Source organism: Pseudomonas sp. CCC4.1 (assembly GCF_035019225.1).
In the GTDB taxonomy this organism is placed as follows: domain Bacteria; phylum Pseudomonadota; class Gammaproteobacteria; order Pseudomonadales; family Pseudomonadaceae; genus Aquipseudomonas; species Aquipseudomonas bubulae.
On the sequence record NZ_JASJWL010000086.1, the window covers coordinates 1 to 15,713 of the forward strand.

Below are 15,713 nucleotides of genomic sequence, written 5' to 3' on the forward strand. Positions count from 1 at the left end.
CGCTGGGCTTGCAACTCGGCCACCCGCTCTTGATACAAGGCAACGTTCAGAGCGGTACGGTCTTCTTCGCGCTGGGCACGGCGCCCGCGCAATACCGGGATCAATAAAAAGCTGAGGGCTATCAGTAGCAGCAAGCCTGCTGCGAGCCAGAAATCAATCATCTTTGGTTTTATCCAGCAAAGTGTCGAGGCGCTTGCGCTCCTCGGCAGAAAGAGTGTCCGAACCTTCGGTCTGCTCTGTACGTCGACGGCGCCCGACGATGACGCCAATCACCACCAGACCGCCCACCAGCAGGGCCAGCGGGCCAAACCAGAGCACTGCGGTCTTGCCGGTCAGGGCCGGTTTATAGAGCACGAAATCGCCGTAGCGGGCGACCATGAAATCGAGGATCTGCTGGTTGTCCTTGCCTTCACCGAGCATGCGATAGATCTCGCGGCGCAGGTCGGTGGCAATAGGGGCGTTGGAGTCGGCGATGTCCTGGTTCTGACACTTGGGGCAGCGCAGTTCCTTGGTCAGCTCACGAAAACGGTCGCGCTCGGCGTCGTTGGCAAACTCGTAGGTATCGATGGCGGCATGGGCAACCCCGGTCAGGGTCAAACCGAAAACCACGGCGGCTAGCCAGCGCTTCATGGTTTGGCCTCGTCAACCAGTGCCTGATATTTACCCGCAAGCTGCTCGCGCCACACGGTCTCGTCGATCACGCCGACAAACTTGTGGCGGATGATGCCCTTGCTGTCGATCAGAAATGTCTCAGGAGCGCCGTACACGCCCAGATTCAGGCCCAGGGAGCCGTCTGCGTCGTTGATGTCCAGCTGATAAGGGTTGTGGAAATCCTTAAGCCACTTCTTCGCATCTTCGTTGACGTCTTTGTAGTTCACGCCGTAGATCAGTACACCCTGATCGGCCAGCTTGGTCAGCACCGGGTGCTCGACCCGGCATGAAATGCACCAGGTGGCCCACACGTTGACCAGCGCAGGCTTGCCCTTGAGGTCAGCCTCGGTGAGGGTTTTGTCCCCCTCCACCGAAGGCAGGCTGAAGGCCGGGAACGGCTTGTCGATCATCGCCGACGGCAGCTCGGTCGGGTCCAGATACAAGCCCCGGTAGAGAAACCACGCCATACCGAGAAAAACGGCCAGCGGGACCAGCATCAACCAACGTCTCATGCCGTGGCTCCTGTCATGCCCAGTGCTTCACGCACGCGGCTTTTCACCTTGACCCGGTAGCGACGATCCATCGCTGCCAGCAATCCACCAAAGCCTGTGAGCAGACCGCCAAACCAGATCCAGCGCACAAACGGTTTCACATGCACCCGCACGGCCCAAGCGCCGTTGTCCAGGGGCTCACCCAGAGCAACATAGAGGTCACGGGTGAAACCGGCGTCGATCCCGGCTTCGGTCATCATCGAGTTCTGCACCGTGTAGAGGCGTTTTTCCGGGTGCAGTACGCTGACTTCCTTGCCATTGCGGATGACACGCACGGTGCCTTTGTCAGACGTAAAGTTCGGACCCTGGAAGTGCTTGGCGCCTTCAAATATGAAGTGATAACCGCCCAGCTCCATCGACTCGCCCGGTGCCAGGCGCAAGTCGCGCTCGGCACTGTGCTGGCTCGACAACACCACCCCCAGCGCACACACGGCGATACCCAGGTGGGCAATCTGCATGCCCCAGTAGCTGCGGGTCAGGCTGCGCACGCCTTTGATCAGGCCCTTGTGACGGGTCTTGTCACCGATGTCACGCACCCCGGCCAGCAGCACCCAGGCCGCCAGCATAAAGGTGGTCAGCACCGCCCAGTTGAAGTCGCCATAGGCCACTCCGGCAATTGCCGACAGCGCGGCGCTGCCCAGCAGTACGGGGGTGAGCATGCCCAACAACCATTTGACCGGAGTGTCTTTCCAGCGCACCAGCACACCGACGGCCATCACCACCATCAGCAAAGCCATGAGCGGGATAAACAGGGCGTTGAAGTACGGCGGGCCCACCGACATCTTGGCGCCACTGATGGCATCCAGAATCAGTGGGTACAGGGTGCCGAGCAGAATCATCGACGCGGCCACCACCAGGATCAGGTTGTTGCCCAACAGCAGGGTCTCACGGGACCACAGCTTGAAGCTGACATGGCTTTTCACCACTGGCGCACGCAGGGCAAACAGGGTCAGCGAACCGCCGACCACAAACAGCAGGAAGATCAGGATGAATACGCCGCGCTCTGGGTCGGAAGCGAACGCATGCACCGAGGTCAACACGCCGGAACGCACCAGGAACGTACCCAGCAGGCTCAGGGAAAACGCAGCTATCGCCAGCAGTACGGTCCAGCTCTTGAACACACCACGTTTTTCGGTCACGGCCAGCGAGTGAATCAGCGCCGTACCCACCAACCATGGCATGAACGAAGCATTTTCTACCGGATCCCAGAACCACCAGCCGCCCCAGCCAAGCTCGTAATAAGCCCACCATGAACCCAGGGTGATGCCGATGCCGAGGAAGGCCCATGCCACGATGGTCCATGGACGCGACCAGCGCGCCCAGGCTGCGTCCAGCCGACCGCCGAGCAAGGCAGCAATGGCAAAGGCAAAAGCCACGGAGAAACCGACATAGCCCATGTACAGCATTGGCGGGTGAACAATCAGGCCAATGTCCTGCAGTAGCGGGTTAAGGTCGTTGCCATCCGAAGGAATCTGCGGCAGCAAGCGCACGAAAGGATCTGAGGTCAGGATCAAAAACAGCAGGAAGCCGACACTGATCATGCCCATGATCGCCAGCACACGCGCCAGCATCACTTGTGGCAGCTGCCGCGAGAAGATCGACACGGCAAAGGTCCAGCCACCGAGGATCATCGCCCACAACAGCAGCGAGCCTTCGTGGGCACCCCACACCGCGCTGAACTTGAAGTACCAGGGCAACGCGCTGTTCGAGTTGCTGGCTACGTACGCCACCGAAAAGTCATCGGCCATAAAGGCATAGGTCAGGCAGGCAAAGGAGAACAACAAAAAGGCAAATTGCCCCCAGGCAGCGGGTTGCGCCAGGCTCATCCACAATTTGTCGCCGCGCCAGGCGCCCAGCAGCGGCACGATGGCCTGCACAATGGCAAAGCACAGGGCCAGAATCATGGCCAGATGGCCCAATTCGGGAATATAGAGTCCAGACATCAGTACTTACCCTCACTTGCAGGCACAGGCGCGGATTGGCCACTTTCGTTCAGCGCCTTGGTCACTTCGGGCGGCATGTATTTTTCGTCGTGTTTGGCCAGCACTTCATCAGCCACCACCACACCCTGGGCATTGAGCTTGCCCAGCGCGACGATGCCCTGCCCTTCACGGAACAGGTCCGGGAGGATACCGCGATACTGGATGGTCACCGATTTGTTGAAATCGGTGACCACAAACTGCACGTCCAGCGAGTCACCTGAACGCTTGAGCGAACCGTCCTCGACCATGCCACCGGCACGGATCCGGGTATCCAATGGCGCTTCGCCATTGGCGATCTGGGTCGGGGTGTAAAACAGGTTGATGTTCTGCTGCAAGGCGCTCAGGGCCAGGGCCACGGCAGCGCCGACCCCTACCAGAATCGCCAGGATGATGATCAAGCGTTTTTTGCGCAGCGGATTCACTTCGAATTCTCCCGACGCAAACGACGCGCCTCTTGTTGCAGATAACGCCGGCGCGCCATGATTGGCAGTGCCACGTTCAACCCCAGCACCGCCAGGCAAATGCCATAGGCCGACCAGACATATACCCCGTGATGGCCCATGGCGAGAAAGTCGCCAAAAGAAGCAAAACTCATCGCGCACCCTCCAGAGCCTTCAACACCTCAGCCTTGACCCAGGTGCTGCGGGCCTCGCGCTTGAGCACCTCAAGACGCATGCGCAACAGCAGCACCGCGCCAAAGAAGCAATAAAAGCCCAGCACCGTGAGCAACAGCGGCATCCACATTTCCATGGGCATGGCCGGTTTTTCGGTCAGGGTGAAGGTCGCGCCCTGGTGCAGGGTGTTCCACCACTCCACCGAGTACTTGATGATCGGAATATTGATCACGCCCACAATCGCCAGCACCGCGCAGGCCTTGGCCGCACTGTCGCGATTGGTGATGGCGTTGCCCAGGGCAATCAGGCCGAAATACAGAAACAGCAGAATCAGCATCGAGGTCAGACGCGCATCCCAGACCCACCACGAGCCCCAGGTCGGCTTGCCCCACACCGCACCGGTGACCAGCGCCACGGCTGTCATCCAGGCGCCAATGGGTGCGGCGGATTGCAGGGCCACGTCGGCGATTTTCATCTTCCACACCAGCCCTACCACACCGCACACCGCCAGCATCACGTAGCAGGATTGCGCCAGCATGGCCGCAGGAACATGGATATAGATGATGCGGAAGCTGTTGCCCTGCTGGTAGTCCGGCGGTGCAAAGGCCAGGCCCCAGATCACCCCGCAGGTGATCAGCAACACGGCGGCAATGCTTAACCACGGCAACAGCCGCCCACTGATGGCATAGAACCATTTGGGCGAGCCGAGTTTGTGAAACCAAGTCCAGTTCATCACGCTGCTTCCATCACGGTGCCGGTCACGACAGGTGTGCTGTCATGCCAGCCAGGGTCTTTACTGGCCCACGCAGGCCAGACCTCATTATTCGCCGACGCTGATTTTCAGGCCGGCAGCTATTGCAAAAGGTGTCAGGGTTACAGCCAGGGCGGTCAGGCTACCAAGCCAGAGCAAATAACCGGTTGCAGGCATGCCTTGCAATGCCGCCTGCAGGGCGCCACTACCAAGGATCAATACCGGGATATATAAAGGCAGAATCAATAGCGCCAGTAGCAAGCCGCCGCGCTTGAGGCCCACGGTCAGGGCAGCGCCCACGGCACCAAGCAGGCTCAACACTGGCGTCCCCAGCAGCAACGACATCAGCAACACCGGCAGGCACGCCACCGGCAGCCCGAGCATCAGGGCCAGCAGGGGTGACAGGATCACCAGCGCCAGACCGGAAAACGCCCAGTGTGCCAGCACCTTGGCCAGTACCAGTAGAGGCAGGGGGTGCGACGAAAGGACCCACTGCTCAAGCGATCCGTCCTCGAAATCACTGCGGAAAAGCCCGTCCAGCGAGAGTAAAACCGCTAAAAGGGCCGCGACCCACAGCAGTCCTGGAGACAAGGTTTGCAACAATTTCGTCTCCGGGCCAACGGCCAGCGGAAACATTGCGATGACAATCGCGAAGAACACCAACGGGTTGGCCAATTCGGCCGGGCGACGGAACAGCAAACGCGCTTCGCGCGCCACCAACACGGCAAACACACTCATACAGCCCACTGCCCCAGGTCGATATTGCGGTAACCGGCTGGCATCCGGGTCAAGGTATGGTGCGTGGTGAGCACCACCATGCCGCCGCTTTCACAGTGGCGGGCCAGGTGTTCTTCGAGTTGCGCCACGCCCTGTTTATCGAGCGCGGTAAACGGCTCATCGAGAATCCACAACGGCGGGCTGTCCAGATACAGGCGGGCCAGCGCCACACGGCGCTGCTGCCCTGCCGACAAGGTGTGGCACGGCACATCCTCAAAACCCTGCAAGCCGACCTCATGCAACGCAGCCCAGATGGCATCACGGGTTGCCTGGCGATGCAAGGCGCACAGCCAGCTGAGGTTTTCTTCGGCCGTGAGCAAATCCTTGATTCCCGCCGCATGGCCGATCCACAGCAAATTGCTGGTCAATTCATGACGTTGGGCGCTCAGGGCCATACCGTTAAGCCGTACTTCGCCAGCCGTTGGCTGCATCAGGCCCGCCAACAAGCGCAGCAGGCTGGTTTTGCCGCTGCCGTTGGGGCCGCTGATTTGCAGCATGTCGCCGCTGCTCAGACGCAATTCGAGGTGTTCGAACAGCATCCGCCAGTCACGCTCACAAGCGAGCGCTACGGCTTCTAAAAGAGGGCTGGTCACGTAATTGAGGCCTTCACGGTTCAAGTCGGCGCAGGCATGGCCGTTAAAGTGATGCAGGATAAATGCATTTGCGGCCTGATTCAGAGAGCTGGATCAAACAATTGTTATGTTTTTTAGGCGCTCTGAACGACGGGGCAGCATTATACATGCCATGTCCTACGCTAAAGAGGGCAATTTCGACAGGTTGTTACGATGAAAGGCGACATGAATATTCCACCCATCCCACAACCCGCCCCCAGCAGTGTGCGTCAGGGGCTTGTGGGCGGTGAAGTGCTCAAGTTGCTGCAGCCCGCAGAGGGCCTGATAAAGCCCGGCCAAAGTGCCCAGGCCGAGGTGCTGTCACTCAAGCAAAACGATCTGAGCTTCCAGCTTTTGCTCAAGTTGACCCTGGCCAGTGGCCGCGAAACCAACGTGCAGGCCAGCAGCAATTTTCCCTTGCCGCTGGGCACCCAACTGGCCGTGACCCAGCCTTCTGCGGGAAACCTTGCGATCAGCCTGCAACAGGCCCTGAGCAGCAGCGTCGCCACTCTCACCCGCCTCGATACCCGACAGTTGCCAGTGGGCACGCTGCTGCAAGGCAAGGTACTGACCACTCAGGCCCTGGCGCAGCCCGCAGGGCAACCGACGGTTTATCGGTCACTGGTGACCTTGCTCAACAGCGCACTGAGCGGCACGACCCTGACCCTGGACAGCCCGCTGCCCTTGCGTATCGGCAGCTTGCTTAGCGCCCGTGTGGACGGCCCGCAGAGCCTCGAGTTTGTGCCGCTGAGCGGGCGCCAGGAACAACTGGCTGTGGCGCAACAACTGGCAACACAACAGAGCCGGCAAGGCTCGTTGGAGGGCCTTTTCAACGCCCTGCAAAAACTGCCGGCCACTGCCGACATGCCTGCTGAGCTGCGTGCATCCATCGACAAACTATTAGCCGGTTTGCCTACGCCCTACCAACTGAGCAACGCCAAAGGCCTGGGTGATGCCCTGCTCAACAGCGGGGCATTTCTGGAGGCCCGACTGCTGACCGGGCAAACCCCGGCACAGGCCCCTGACATGAAAGCTACCTTGCTGCGCCTTATTGCGCAGATCCTGCCCGGTCTGCCGTCAAGCACCAGCTTCAACCCCGGCATGGCTGCCAGCACCCAGGCCCAGGCCTTGCCGACTTTTGTGCGTAATGCCCTGGGCATGCTCGGCCAGGTCAGCGCCAAACCACAGCCCGGCGGCTTCCCCTTGCCCCAGCGCTTGCTGCAGAACGGTGAAGGTGAAGACAGCCTGGAGAACTTGCTGAAACTGGCAGCAGCAGCTGTCTCGCGGCTGCAAAGCCATCAGCTGTCCAGCCTGGAACAGAGTGGGCGCACGGCCGAGGGTGGTGTACTGACCACCTGGCAACTGGAAATCCCCATGCGCAATGCTCACGACATCGTACCTTTGCAGGTCAAGTTCCAGCGTGAAGACCCGCCGGAAAAACAAGCGCAAGATAAAACCGAATCCCGGGAGATCAAGGATCAACTATGGCGCGTGGAGCTGGCCTTCGACCTCGCCCCCCTGGGCCCGCTGCATGTGCAGGCGCAGCTGTTGCGAGGCAACCTGTCGGGCCAGCTCTGGGCCGAACAGGCATACACCGCCCGCCTGATCGAAAGTCAGCTGGGCAACTTGCGTCAGCGTCTGAGTGAAGCCGGGTTGAGCGTGACCGATCTGGATTGCCATCAAGGCATCCCGCCGCAAAGTGGCCATACCCGTCTGGAACAACGCTGGGTCGATGAAACCGCATGAATACACCTGCAGAACCGCGCCAGGCGATTGCCCTCAAATACGACGGCAAACAGGCCCCTACCCTCACCGCCAAGGGCGATGACGAACTGGCCGAAGCCATCCTGGCGCTGGCCCGTGAACACGAAGTGCCGATCTATGAAAATGCCGAGCTGGTCAAATTACTGGCGCGCATGGAGTTGGGTGACAGCATCCCGCAAGAGCTGTACCGCACACTGGCAGAGATCATTGCCTTTGCCTGGCAGCTTAAAGGTAAATTCCCAGAGGGTTTTGCCCCCCAGACCGAGCCGGAGGAACGCGACATCACTCCCCGTTGAACGCTCTATCGCCTTCGGCAGCTGCTACAGACCGGGCGTTGAGCGCAGGGCGCTATCCACCTGCTGCGCCGCTTCGAGCAGCCTGCTGTCCTGACGAAATCCGCCAATCAGTTGCAACCCCACTGGCAGCTCCCCCGACGCCCGGGGCATCGGAATATTGAGCTGGGGCAGGCCGAATGCCATCCAGAACTTGCAGAAGTCTGATGGCCCGGTGCTCTGCAACCCCAGTGGCGCAACCATGCCGCAGGTGGCACCCAGCATCGCGTCAAAGGGTTCGAAATGCTCCTTCAACACCGGCGCCAACGCCGCCAGCCGAGCCTTCGCTGCCGTTTCCTGCTGCCAACTGGTGGCCCGCGCCCTATCAATCATGGCCAGCACTTGCGGGCTCAGTTGCTCGGGGTTCGATTGCCACTCCTTGCTCAGTGAACGGGCACCCTCGCAGTCATTGATCAACTGGTGATCATCGAAAACACTGGCAAACTCGTCCTCCAGTACCACCTCGGTGACGCTATGGCCTGCGGTTTTCAATTGTTCCATAGCTGCCAGCAAGGCCTTAGCCACCGGAGGATCGATCTGATCCCAACGCGACGTACGACAAAACCCGAATAATCGGGCGCCATTCTCCCCGTTCGTTTGCGGCAAGCCGGGCACCAGTACCCGGGCGAGCAGCGCCAGGTCGCGAACCGAACGGCCATACCAGCCCAGGGTGTCGAAGCTCGGCGCCAGGGGCTTGACCCCTTCCAGGGAAACCAGCCCATGGGACGGCTTGAAGGCATACAACCCGCAATAGGATGCAGGCTTAAGCAGCGAGCCCGCCGTTTGCGTGCCCAGGGCAAGGGGGAAAAAGCCCGCGGCCATGCCCGCAGCAGAGCCGGCACTGGAGCTGCCCGGCGTCCTCTGCAGGTCATGGGGATTACGCGTCGGCCCCGTGTGCATATAGGCAAATTCAGTGGTATGGGTTTTACCCATGATCACCGCCCCGGCCTGACGCAGCAGCGCAACCACATGGGCATCCCGCGAGGGCCGGTTGTGGGCGTAGATCGGCGAGTAAAATGCTGTCGGATGGTCGCCGGTATCAATGATGTCCTTGACCCCCACCGGCACACCGGCCAATAAACCATTGATCTGCGGGCTGCCCAGGCACAGGGCCTGTTTACGTACGCACTGCGCATCGAGCGCGGCAAACGCCTGGATTGCAGGTTCGCGGGCATTGCTTTGCGCCAGAAAATGCTCAGCCACCTGCCCGGGGCCAAGCAGCGCCTTGCGTACGTGTTCGGCGATCGCGCAGGCATCTGCAGTGTCAAGAAAGCTCATGTGATGTTTAACCTCGGATTATGGCTGTGTTACACGGCATATACCGCTGCCCAATCGGCAAAACCCTTGATCTCAATGGGATTGCCCGAGGGGTCGAGGAAAAACATCGTCGCCTGCTCCCCCGCTGTCCCGGCAAAGCGCAGGGTCGGCTCCAGTACAAACTGCACGTCACGGCTCAGCAGGCGTTCTTTGAGAGCGTGCCAGTCGGGCATGGCCAGTACCACGCCAAAATGTGGCATGGGCACCCGGTGCTCGCCGACTTTCCCGGTATTGCTAACGGAAAACGGCTCGCCCAGATGCAACGACAACTGATGGCCGAAAAAGTCGATATCTACCCAGCTCTCCGTGCTGCGGCCCTCAGCACAGCCCAGCACGTCGCAATAAAAGCGTCGCGCCGAGACCAGGTCGTGAACGTGATAGGCGAAATGAAAAAGCGATTGCACAGTGACCTCCTGAAACCGGAACAGGCCAGATGGCCCTTGCGCCAATGATGCATTGCCGTCTTCAATAGAACTAACCTGTTATTTTATCCGTGAAAGAAAGAAATTCTTATGGATACGCGCTACCTCAAAAGCCTGATCGCCGTGGTGGATTGCGGCTCGATTGCCAGGGCAGCACGCCTGGAAAACCTCACTGCCGCCGCCGTCAGCCAGCGCATTCTGGCCCTTGAGCGCCAGCTCGGGCTGGAGCTTCTGGTGCGCATCGGGCATGAGGCCAAACCCAGCCTGGCCTGCCTGGATTTACTGCCCCGGGCACGTGCCATCGTCAATGAAGTGGCGCTGCTGGCAGGTGATGCCGATAGCCAGGGCCTGACCGGCCCCTTGCGCATCGGCGCCATTTCAACCGTGCTCACGGGGCTTCTGCCACAGGCCTTGCGCGCCTTGACCCGCTCAACCCCGCAACTGAAACCGGTCATAGTGCCCGGCACATCGCGCGCGCTGTATCAGGCGCTGGAGGCCAATGAGCTGGATGCCGCGATTGTGGTCGCACCGCCCTTTGCACTGAGCAAAACCTTCGAGGTGGTGGTGCTGCGCAAGGAGCCTTTGCTGTTTATTTCCAATGAACCCTCCACGCAAGGCATCGACGCCCGCCTGCAACACTGCCCGTACATTCAGTATGACCCCGATGCCTGGGGCGGCCGCCATGCCCTGCAGTACTTGCAGGATCACAGCCTGTCACCCGCTGCCCTGCTCGATCTGGATGCACTGGAAACCATCGCCCTGCTCACGGCACAGGGCCTTGGGGTGAGTCTGGTGCCATGCTGGTCGGGAATTGAGCGCTGGACCGGCAGTTGTGTGCTGGAGCCGGTCGGGGATAAGCGCTATGACCGAGAAATTGTGCTGCTCAGCCTTGCCCAGGGGCCAAGGTTGCGGATGGTAGACGTATTGCAGCGGGCGCTGCTGGAGACTGCAGGCAGTCATTTGTAGCCGTTGAGGAGCGCAGCCTCGCTGCGCACTTCAGCGGCTACGGTCAGTCACCCAACTCAACCCTTGTACATTTTGCTCATCAGTTCGGCTTCAGCCTGGGTCAGGCCGCATGCCTGGGTCAGCTCATCAACACTGGCACCCATGCTCACCAGCCGCGCCGCCTGGTTGAACGACAGGCTGGTAGGGTCACGCTGCTCAAGCTGAGTCAGCTTCTCGGGCAGCGGCGCAACCACGGCGCGCAATTCGTGCAGGGCTTCGCCCATCTGCACATTGCCGTTCTGGTAGGTATCCAGGCGCCGCGCCAGTTCCCGAAGGCGCCGGTCTCGCTGTTCATCGGCCGCAGCCTGTTGCGCCACAAGCACCCGCTGACGGCGCACGTGGCTGACAAACAGCCACAGGGTCACGGCCCATAACAGGCCCAGGACGATTACCGCCGCCTCAAGGATCAATCAGATGTTCTCCAGATCCGACCATTCTTCCTCGGTCATCATTTTGTCCAGTTCAACCAGAATCAGCAGTTCGCCGTTCTTGTTGCACACACCCTGGATAAACTTGGCCGATTCGTCATTGCCCACGTTAGGCGCCGTTTCGATTTCGGACTGACGCAGATACACCACCTCTGCCACGCTATCGACCAGAATCCCAACCACTTGCTTGTCGGCTTCGATGATGACGATGCGCGAGTTATCGGTGATTTCGGCGTTGTACAGACCAAAACGCTGACGCGTGTCTATGACCGTTACTACGTTGCCGCGCAGGTTGATAATACCCAACACGTAGGAAGGCGCACCCGGTACCGGGGCGATTTCGGTGTAACGCAGCACTTCCTGCACCTGCATCACATTGATGCCATAGGTTTCGTTGTCCAGCTTGAAGGTAACCCATTGCAGGATCGGATCTTCAGAACCCTGTGCCGCTGACTGTTTCATACCCCAAACCCCTGACTGAAATACTGCTCGATTCTGATAACTGGCGATCCGCCCTCGCAGGTGAATCGACCACGATTATTGTTATGACTTGCCCTTGGCGATCAATGCCGCCAGTTGCTCCACATCCAGCAATGCGCACATGTGTTCAATCACCGTGCCCGCCAGCCACGGCCGTTGCCCGCGCTGTGAACGCCATTTGATTTCATTGGGGTGCAGGCGCAACGAGCGGCTGACCTGATGCACCGCCAGCCCCCATTCGTAACCCTGTACCGAAATAACATATTGCAGGCCTTCGCGCAGGTCGTCGCGATAGCGTTCAGGCATCACCCAGCGCGCGGTATCGAGCACGTTGAGCTTGCCGCTCTGGCTGGGCAGGATCCCCAGAAACCAGTCTGGCTGGCCAAACAGCGGAGTGAGTTCACGCCCGGCCAGTGAGTAGATCGAGCCCAGGCACACCAATGGCACCGCCAGGGTCAACCCCGCCACGTCGAACAGCAGGCACTCGAAAGGTTCGGCAGCCCAGGCCGGGCGACCATCATCGGGAACCGGCAAATGCGCCCCGGGGGCACTGGGCCGATGCACTTCAACCAGCGGATGGGCCAGCGCCTCGGCAGGCACACCGACCTCAGACAGCTCCACCGGCATCGCCAACGGCGCTTCAATGGGTTGCGCGGCGGCAGGTTCCGCCTCCGTCTGCGCGGGTGCGGGTTCAGCCGCTTCCAGCGCCTGGGTTGCATCAAACAGCAAGTCGTCGAGGTACGACTGCAAGGCCACTTGCGAGCGGTTGGAAAGTGCTACTGGCTGCGTCATAAAGTGCCCCACTCATCAGCCTCGCGACAGAGACCTGTAGTCGTTATCGGCCAGACCCGACCGATACTTGAATGCCCGCCCACTTCACGCCACCTGCGGTGCAAGCTGGCGGGTGAGGACGTGCTTGAGCAACGCACGGTAGGCGATCACTCCACGGGTTTTCTCATCGAACTGCGAAGGCGTCTGCCCGGCACGGCTGGCATCGCGCAAACGAGTATCGACCGGGATAAAACCCTGCCACAGGGTCTCGGGGTACACATCGCGCAATACTCGCAAGGTACTCATCGACGCCTGGGTACGCCGGTCGAACAACGTCGGCACGATACAGAACGGCAGCTCCTGGGGGCGCGAGCGGTTGATCATGCGCAGGGTATGCACCATGCGTTCCAGGCCCTTGAGCGCCAGATGTTCGGTTTGCACCGGGATGATCAACTGCTGACTGGCCGCCAGCGCGTTGACCATCAACACACCCAGAATCGGCGGGCTGTCGATGATCGCGTAGTCATAGTCCTGCCACAGTTGCGCCAGGCTGCGGGCAATCACAAGGCCCAGGCCGCTTTGCCCCGGAGCCTGACGCTCGAGGGTCGCCAGGGCCGTGGTGGCCGGCAGCAAGGAAATTTTCTCGTGGCTGGTGGGCAACAGCAATTGCGCGGCCAGGCCCTCAGGCACCTGGCCCTGATGCAGAAACAGGTCGTAGACACTGTGTTCCAGACCATCGGGGTCATAACCGAAGTAGCTGGTCATGGAGCCGTGCGGGTCAAGATCGACCACCACCACGCGCTTGCCCGCCTCTGCCAGCAAACCGGCCAGGGCGATGGATGTGGTGGTCTTGCCGACCCCACCTTTTTGATTGGCTACTGCCCAGACTCTCATTCAGTTGTTCCTCCCGGCTGCATGCGTGCCGGCCGAGATTTATAGGGTTGGCGACGGGGAATTGACGGCATTCCCGCGAACCAGTGGCTGTGTCTGTGGCGGTGCAGTTTGTGTGCCAGCCCGCTTCAAGGCGGCATCCGGTGTTGCATGGGCGCTGCCCGTGCCAGTCAGGCTGCGGCGTACCTCAAGGTTGCGCGACACCACCAGCACTACCCGGCGATTGAGCGCGCGCCCCTCTGGCGTAGCGTTGTTGGCCACCGGCTGAAACTCGCCGTAGCCCACCGAGGCCATGCGCCCGGGGCTGACCCCCTGCATGGCGAGCATGCGCACGATGCTTGCCGAGCGCGCCGATGACAATTCCCAGTTGGTCGGGTACTGCGCGGTCCGGATCGGCAGGTCGTCAGTAAACCCTTCGACATGTATCGGGTTTTCAAAGGGTTTGAGTACTGCGGCCACTTTGTCGATGATCTCGAAAGCTGCATTGCTGGGCATCGCATCACCGCTGCCGAACAGCAGGCTGGAGTTGAGTTCGATCTCGACCCACAGCTCATTGCCGCGCACCGTCAATTGTTTGGACGCGATCAAATCACCAAAGGCATGGGTGATGTCATTGGCAATGGTCTTGAGCGGGTCATCGGGGCGCTGCCCCAAACCGGCGTCAGTATTTTCGCTGTCTTTTATCAAGGGTTCGGCAGGCTGGGTGGTCAGCGGACGCTCTTCACCGATGGGCACCGGCTTGATGCTGCGCTCGGTGTCATTGAACACACCGACCAGCGCCTGGGAAATCACTCGGTACTTGCCCTCATTGATTGAAGAAATCGAGTACATGACGACGAAAAAGGCAAACAGCAAGGTGATGAAGTCCGCGTAGGACACAAGCCAGCGTTCGTGATTGACGTGTTCATCCGCGTGGCGACGGCGCCGGCTCATAGTTAACCTGTAAAGCCTTGAAGTTTGAGTTCAATGGAGCGCGGGTTCTCGCCCTCGGCAATCGACAGGATGCCTTCGAGCAACATCTCACGGTACAGCGACTGGCGCATGGCAATGGCCTTGAGCTTGCTGGCAATGGGCAGCAACACCAGGTTGGCGCTGGCCACCCCGTAAATGGTCGCGACAAACGCCACCGCAATGCCACTGCCCAGTTGCCCTGGATCGGCCAGGTTGCCCATAACGTGGATCAAGCCCATGACCGCGCCAATAATGCCGATGGTCGGGGCGTAACCGCCCATGCTCTCAAACACCTTGGCGGCCTCGATATCGCGGCTTTCCTGGGTCATGTAGTCGACTTCCAGCACGCTGCGAATGGTTTCCGGCTCTACTCCGTCGACCAGCAATTGCAGGCCCTTGCGCGAATAGCTGTCGGGCTCGGTATCGGCCATGCCTTCCAGGCCGAGCAAGCCTTCCTTGCGGGCCGTAAGGCTCCAATTGACGACACGGTCGATACCGCCCGTCATGTCGATACGTGGCGGAAACAGAATCCACACCACGGTCTGCATTGCCCGTTTGAACGCACTCATGGGCGACTGCAGCAATGCCGCGCCCACAGTGCCGCCCAGCACGATCAACGCTGCCGGGCCATTGGCCAGAGCGCCCAGATGGCCACCCTCCAGGTAGTTGCCGCCGATAATCGCGACAAACGCCATGATGATGCCAATCAGGCTGAGCACGTCCATCAGTGGCAAGCCTCGGCCAGGTGCCGGCCAATGTCATCGAGGCTGTACACCGCATCGGCCAGGCCGGCTTTGATGATGGCCATGGGCATGCCGTAAATCACGCAACTGGCTTCGTCCTGGGCCCATACCTGGCTGCCGCCCTGTTTGAGCATGCGCGCGCCTTCGCGGCCGTCCGCGCCCATGCCGGTCAATACCACCGCCAAAACTTTGTCACCAAAGGATTTGGCCGCCGAGCCGAAGGTGATATCCACGCACGGTTTGTAGTTGAGGCGCTCATCGCCCGGCAGGATGCGTACGGCGCCACGGCCGTCGATCATCATTTGCTTGCCGCCAGGTGCCAGCAAGGCCAGACCGGGGCGCAGGATATCGCCGTCCTCGGCTTCCTTGACACTGATGCGGCAAAGCTTGTCCAGCCGCTCGGCAAACGCTTTAGTGAACGCGGCCGGCATATGCTGCACAAGCACGATCGGCGCCGGGAAATTGCCCGGCAACTGCGTCAGTACCCGTTGCAAGGCCACCGGCCCACCGGTTGAGGTGCCGATAGCCACCAGCTTGTAAGCCTTGCGCTTGGGTGCGGCAGCCGCCGGGGTTGGCACAGGGCCGCCACGGCTGGCAATGGGTGTGGTGCGCACCGGCGCGGCCACCGCGGCCGGCGCCACGAAACCGCCCAGCCCCTGTCTCTTATACACA

21 protein-coding genes are annotated in these 15,713 nt (G+C 60.5%); 3 read left to right on the top strand and 18 right to left on the bottom strand.

Annotated features, from left to right (window positions below; genetic code table 11):
* The 9 genes from ccmI to ccmA form a co-directional block, all read right to left on the bottom strand.
* Positions 1 to 161, bottom strand: a 161-nt coding sequence (gene ccmI, locus QN377_RS21635) for a c-type cytochrome biogenesis protein CcmI (protein ID WP_323567662.1), incomplete at its 3' end; no start/stop codon positions are given.
* Positions 154 to 630 carry a cytochrome c-type biogenesis protein gene (locus QN377_RS21640; RefSeq protein ID WP_095018891.1) on the bottom strand — a complete coding sequence of 159 codons (477 nt, stop codon included), beginning with the start codon at positions 628 to 630 and terminating at the stop codon, positions 154 to 156. The genes ccmI and QN377_RS21640, both read right to left, overlap by 8 nt.
* The gene (locus QN377_RS21645) at positions 627 to 1,163 is read right to left on the bottom strand and encodes a DsbE family thiol:disulfide interchange protein (protein WP_088377708.1); all 537 of its coding nucleotides are present in this window, start codon (positions 1,161 to 1,163) and stop codon (positions 627 to 629) included. The genes QN377_RS21640 and QN377_RS21645 overlap by 4 nt, the downstream gene beginning before the upstream one ends.
* Positions 1,160 to 3,145 (bottom strand): heme lyase CcmF/NrfE family subunit, encoded by a 1,986-nt coding sequence (locus QN377_RS21650; protein WP_095021429.1) that lies wholly within the window; start codon positions 3,143 to 3,145, stop codon positions 1,160 to 1,162. The genes QN377_RS21645 and QN377_RS21650 overlap by 4 nt, the downstream gene beginning before the upstream one ends.
* Positions 3,145 to 3,606: a cytochrome c maturation protein CcmE gene (gene ccmE / locus QN377_RS21655; RefSeq protein WP_016781527.1), complete on the bottom strand. Its 462-nt coding sequence runs from the start codon at positions 3,604 to 3,606 to the stop codon at positions 3,145 to 3,147. The genes QN377_RS21650 and ccmE overlap by 1 nt, the downstream gene beginning before the upstream one ends.
* Positions 3,603 to 3,779, bottom strand: a complete 177-nt coding sequence (ccmD, locus tag QN377_RS21660; RefSeq protein WP_016781528.1) for a heme exporter protein CcmD — start codon at positions 3,777 to 3,779, stop codon at positions 3,603 to 3,605. Before ccmD ends, ccmE begins: the two co-directional genes overlap by 4 nt.
* Positions 3,776 to 4,534, bottom strand: a complete 759-nt coding sequence (locus QN377_RS21665) for a heme ABC transporter permease (RefSeq protein ID WP_176464297.1) — start codon at positions 4,532 to 4,534, stop codon at positions 3,776 to 3,778. The genes ccmD and QN377_RS21665 overlap by 4 nt, the downstream gene beginning before the upstream one ends.
* A gap of 84 nt (positions 4,535 to 4,618) precedes the next feature.
* Positions 4,619 to 5,287 (bottom strand): heme exporter protein CcmB, encoded by a 669-nt coding sequence (gene ccmB, locus QN377_RS21670; protein WP_016781529.1) that lies wholly within the window; start codon positions 5,285 to 5,287, stop codon positions 4,619 to 4,621.
* Positions 5,284 to 5,919 carry a cytochrome c biogenesis heme-transporting ATPase CcmA gene (ccmA, locus tag QN377_RS21675; RefSeq protein WP_095039471.1) on the bottom strand — a complete coding sequence of 212 codons (636 nt, stop codon included), beginning with the start codon at positions 5,917 to 5,919 and terminating at the stop codon, positions 5,284 to 5,286. The genes ccmB and ccmA overlap by 4 nt, the downstream gene beginning before the upstream one ends.
* A gap of 192 nt (positions 5,920 to 6,111) precedes the next feature.
* On the opposite strand from ccmA, the gene QN377_RS21680 reads away from it, so the two are divergent.
* Together QN377_RS21680 and QN377_RS21685 are read left to right on the top strand one after the other, a co-directional pair.
* Positions 6,112 to 7,683, top strand: a complete 1,572-nt coding sequence (locus QN377_RS21680) for a flagellar hook-length control protein FliK (RefSeq protein ID WP_095039467.1) — start codon at positions 6,112 to 6,114, stop codon at positions 7,681 to 7,683.
* The gene (locus QN377_RS21685) at positions 7,680 to 7,997 is read left to right on the top strand and encodes an EscU/YscU/HrcU family type III secretion system export apparatus switch protein (RefSeq protein WP_095002080.1); all 318 of its coding nucleotides are present in this window, start codon (positions 7,680 to 7,682) and stop codon (positions 7,995 to 7,997) included. The genes QN377_RS21680 and QN377_RS21685 overlap by 4 nt, the downstream gene beginning before the upstream one ends.
* A gap of 24 nt (positions 7,998 to 8,021) precedes the next feature.
* Here the strand turns inward: QN377_RS21685 and QN377_RS21690 are convergent, their stop codons facing one another.
* Complete coding sequence (locus QN377_RS21690) at positions 8,022 to 9,311, bottom strand: amidase (protein ID WP_138738212.1); 1,290 nt, start codon at positions 9,309 to 9,311, stop codon at positions 8,022 to 8,024.
* 29 nt (positions 9,312 to 9,340) lie between these two features.
* Positions 9,341 to 9,754: a VOC family protein gene (locus QN377_RS21695; RefSeq protein WP_095002082.1), complete on the bottom strand. Its 414-nt coding sequence runs from the start codon at positions 9,752 to 9,754 to the stop codon at positions 9,341 to 9,343.
* 108 nt (positions 9,755 to 9,862) lie between these two features.
* Between QN377_RS21695 and QN377_RS21700 the strand changes: the two genes are divergently transcribed.
* Complete coding sequence (locus tag QN377_RS21700) at positions 9,863 to 10,738, top strand: LysR substrate-binding domain-containing protein (RefSeq protein WP_095018897.1); 876 nt, start codon at positions 9,863 to 9,865, stop codon at positions 10,736 to 10,738.
* 56 nt (positions 10,739 to 10,794) lie between these two features.
* Here the strand turns inward: QN377_RS21700 and QN377_RS21705 are convergent, their stop codons facing one another.
* From QN377_RS21705 to cheB, 7 genes are all read right to left on the bottom strand, one after another.
* Positions 10,795 to 11,187 (bottom strand): DUF2802 domain-containing protein, encoded by a 393-nt coding sequence (locus QN377_RS21705; protein WP_095002084.1) that lies wholly within the window; start codon positions 11,185 to 11,187, stop codon positions 10,795 to 10,797.
* Entirely contained in the window at positions 11,188 to 11,667 is a 480-nt protein-coding gene (locus tag QN377_RS21710) for a chemotaxis protein CheW (protein ID WP_016781537.1), read from the bottom strand.
* Between the two features lie 81 nt (positions 11,668 to 11,748).
* Entirely contained in the window at positions 11,749 to 12,477 is a 729-nt protein-coding gene (locus QN377_RS21715) for a CheW domain-containing protein (RefSeq protein WP_095002085.1), read from the bottom strand.
* Between the two features lie 84 nt (positions 12,478 to 12,561).
* Complete coding sequence (locus QN377_RS21720; protein ID WP_095002086.1) at positions 12,562 to 13,350, bottom strand: ParA family protein; 789 nt, start codon at positions 13,348 to 13,350, stop codon at positions 12,562 to 12,564.
* Between the two features lie 39 nt (positions 13,351 to 13,389).
* Positions 13,390 to 14,280 (bottom strand): flagellar motor protein MotD, encoded by an 891-nt coding sequence (gene motD, locus QN377_RS21725; RefSeq protein WP_095002087.1) that lies wholly within the window; start codon positions 14,278 to 14,280, stop codon positions 13,390 to 13,392.
* 2 nt (positions 14,281 to 14,282) lie between these two features.
* Entirely contained in the window at positions 14,283 to 15,023 is a 741-nt protein-coding gene (locus tag QN377_RS21730) for a flagellar motor protein (protein ID WP_095002088.1), read from the bottom strand.
* Positions 15,023 to 15,713, bottom strand: a 691-nt coding sequence (cheB, locus tag QN377_RS21735) for a chemotaxis-specific protein-glutamate methyltransferase CheB (protein ID WP_323567661.1), incomplete at its 5' end; no start/stop codon positions are given. The genes cheB and QN377_RS21730, both read right to left, overlap by 1 nt.

Excerpts from the sequence above, each read along its gene's own strand:
- QN377_RS21650 (WP_095021429.1), bottom strand. The coding sequence starts at position 3,145 with ATGTCTGGACTCTATATTCCCGAATTGGGCCATCTGGCCATGATTCTG.
- QN377_RS21690 (WP_138738212.1), bottom strand. The coding sequence starts at position 9,311 with ATGAGCTTTCTTGACACTGCAGATGCCTGCGCGATCGCCGAACACGTA.
- ccmB (WP_016781529.1), bottom strand. The coding sequence starts at position 5,287 with ATGAGTGTGTTTGCCGTGTTGGTGGCGCGCGAAGCGCGTTTGCTGTTC.
- QN377_RS21715 (WP_095002085.1), bottom strand. The coding sequence starts at position 12,477 with ATGACGCAGCCAGTAGCACTTTCCAACCGCTCGCAAGTGGCCTTGCAG.
- QN377_RS21720 (WP_095002086.1), bottom strand. The coding sequence starts at position 13,350 with ATGAGAGTCTGGGCAGTAGCCAATCAAAAAGGTGGGGTCGGCAAGACC.
- QN377_RS21700 (WP_095018897.1), top strand. The coding sequence starts at position 9,863 with ATGGATACGCGCTACCTCAAAAGCCTGATCGCCGTGGTGGATTGCGGC.
- QN377_RS21730 (WP_095002088.1), bottom strand. The coding sequence starts at position 15,023 with ATGGACGTGCTCAGCCTGATTGGCATCATCATGGCGTTTGTCGCGATT.
- QN377_RS21685 (WP_095002080.1), top strand. The coding sequence starts at position 7,680 with ATGAATACACCTGCAGAACCGCGCCAGGCGATTGCCCTCAAATACGAC.
- QN377_RS21680 (WP_095039467.1), top strand. The coding sequence starts at position 6,112 with ATGAAAGGCGACATGAATATTCCACCCATCCCACAACCCGCCCCCAGC.
- QN377_RS21640 (WP_095018891.1), bottom strand. The coding sequence starts at position 630 with ATGAAGCGCTGGCTAGCCGCCGTGGTTTTCGGTTTGACCCTGACCGGG.
- motD (WP_095002087.1), bottom strand. The coding sequence starts at position 14,280 with ATGAGCCGGCGCCGTCGCCACGCGGATGAACACGTCAATCACGAACGC.
- QN377_RS21710 (WP_016781537.1), bottom strand. The coding sequence starts at position 11,667 with ATGAAACAGTCAGCGGCACAGGGTTCTGAAGATCCGATCCTGCAATGG.
- ccmD (WP_016781528.1), bottom strand. The coding sequence starts at position 3,779 with ATGAGTTTTGCTTCTTTTGGCGACTTTCTCGCCATGGGCCATCACGGG.
- QN377_RS21645 (WP_088377708.1), bottom strand. The coding sequence starts at position 1,163 with ATGAGACGTTGGTTGATGCTGGTCCCGCTGGCCGTTTTTCTCGGTATG.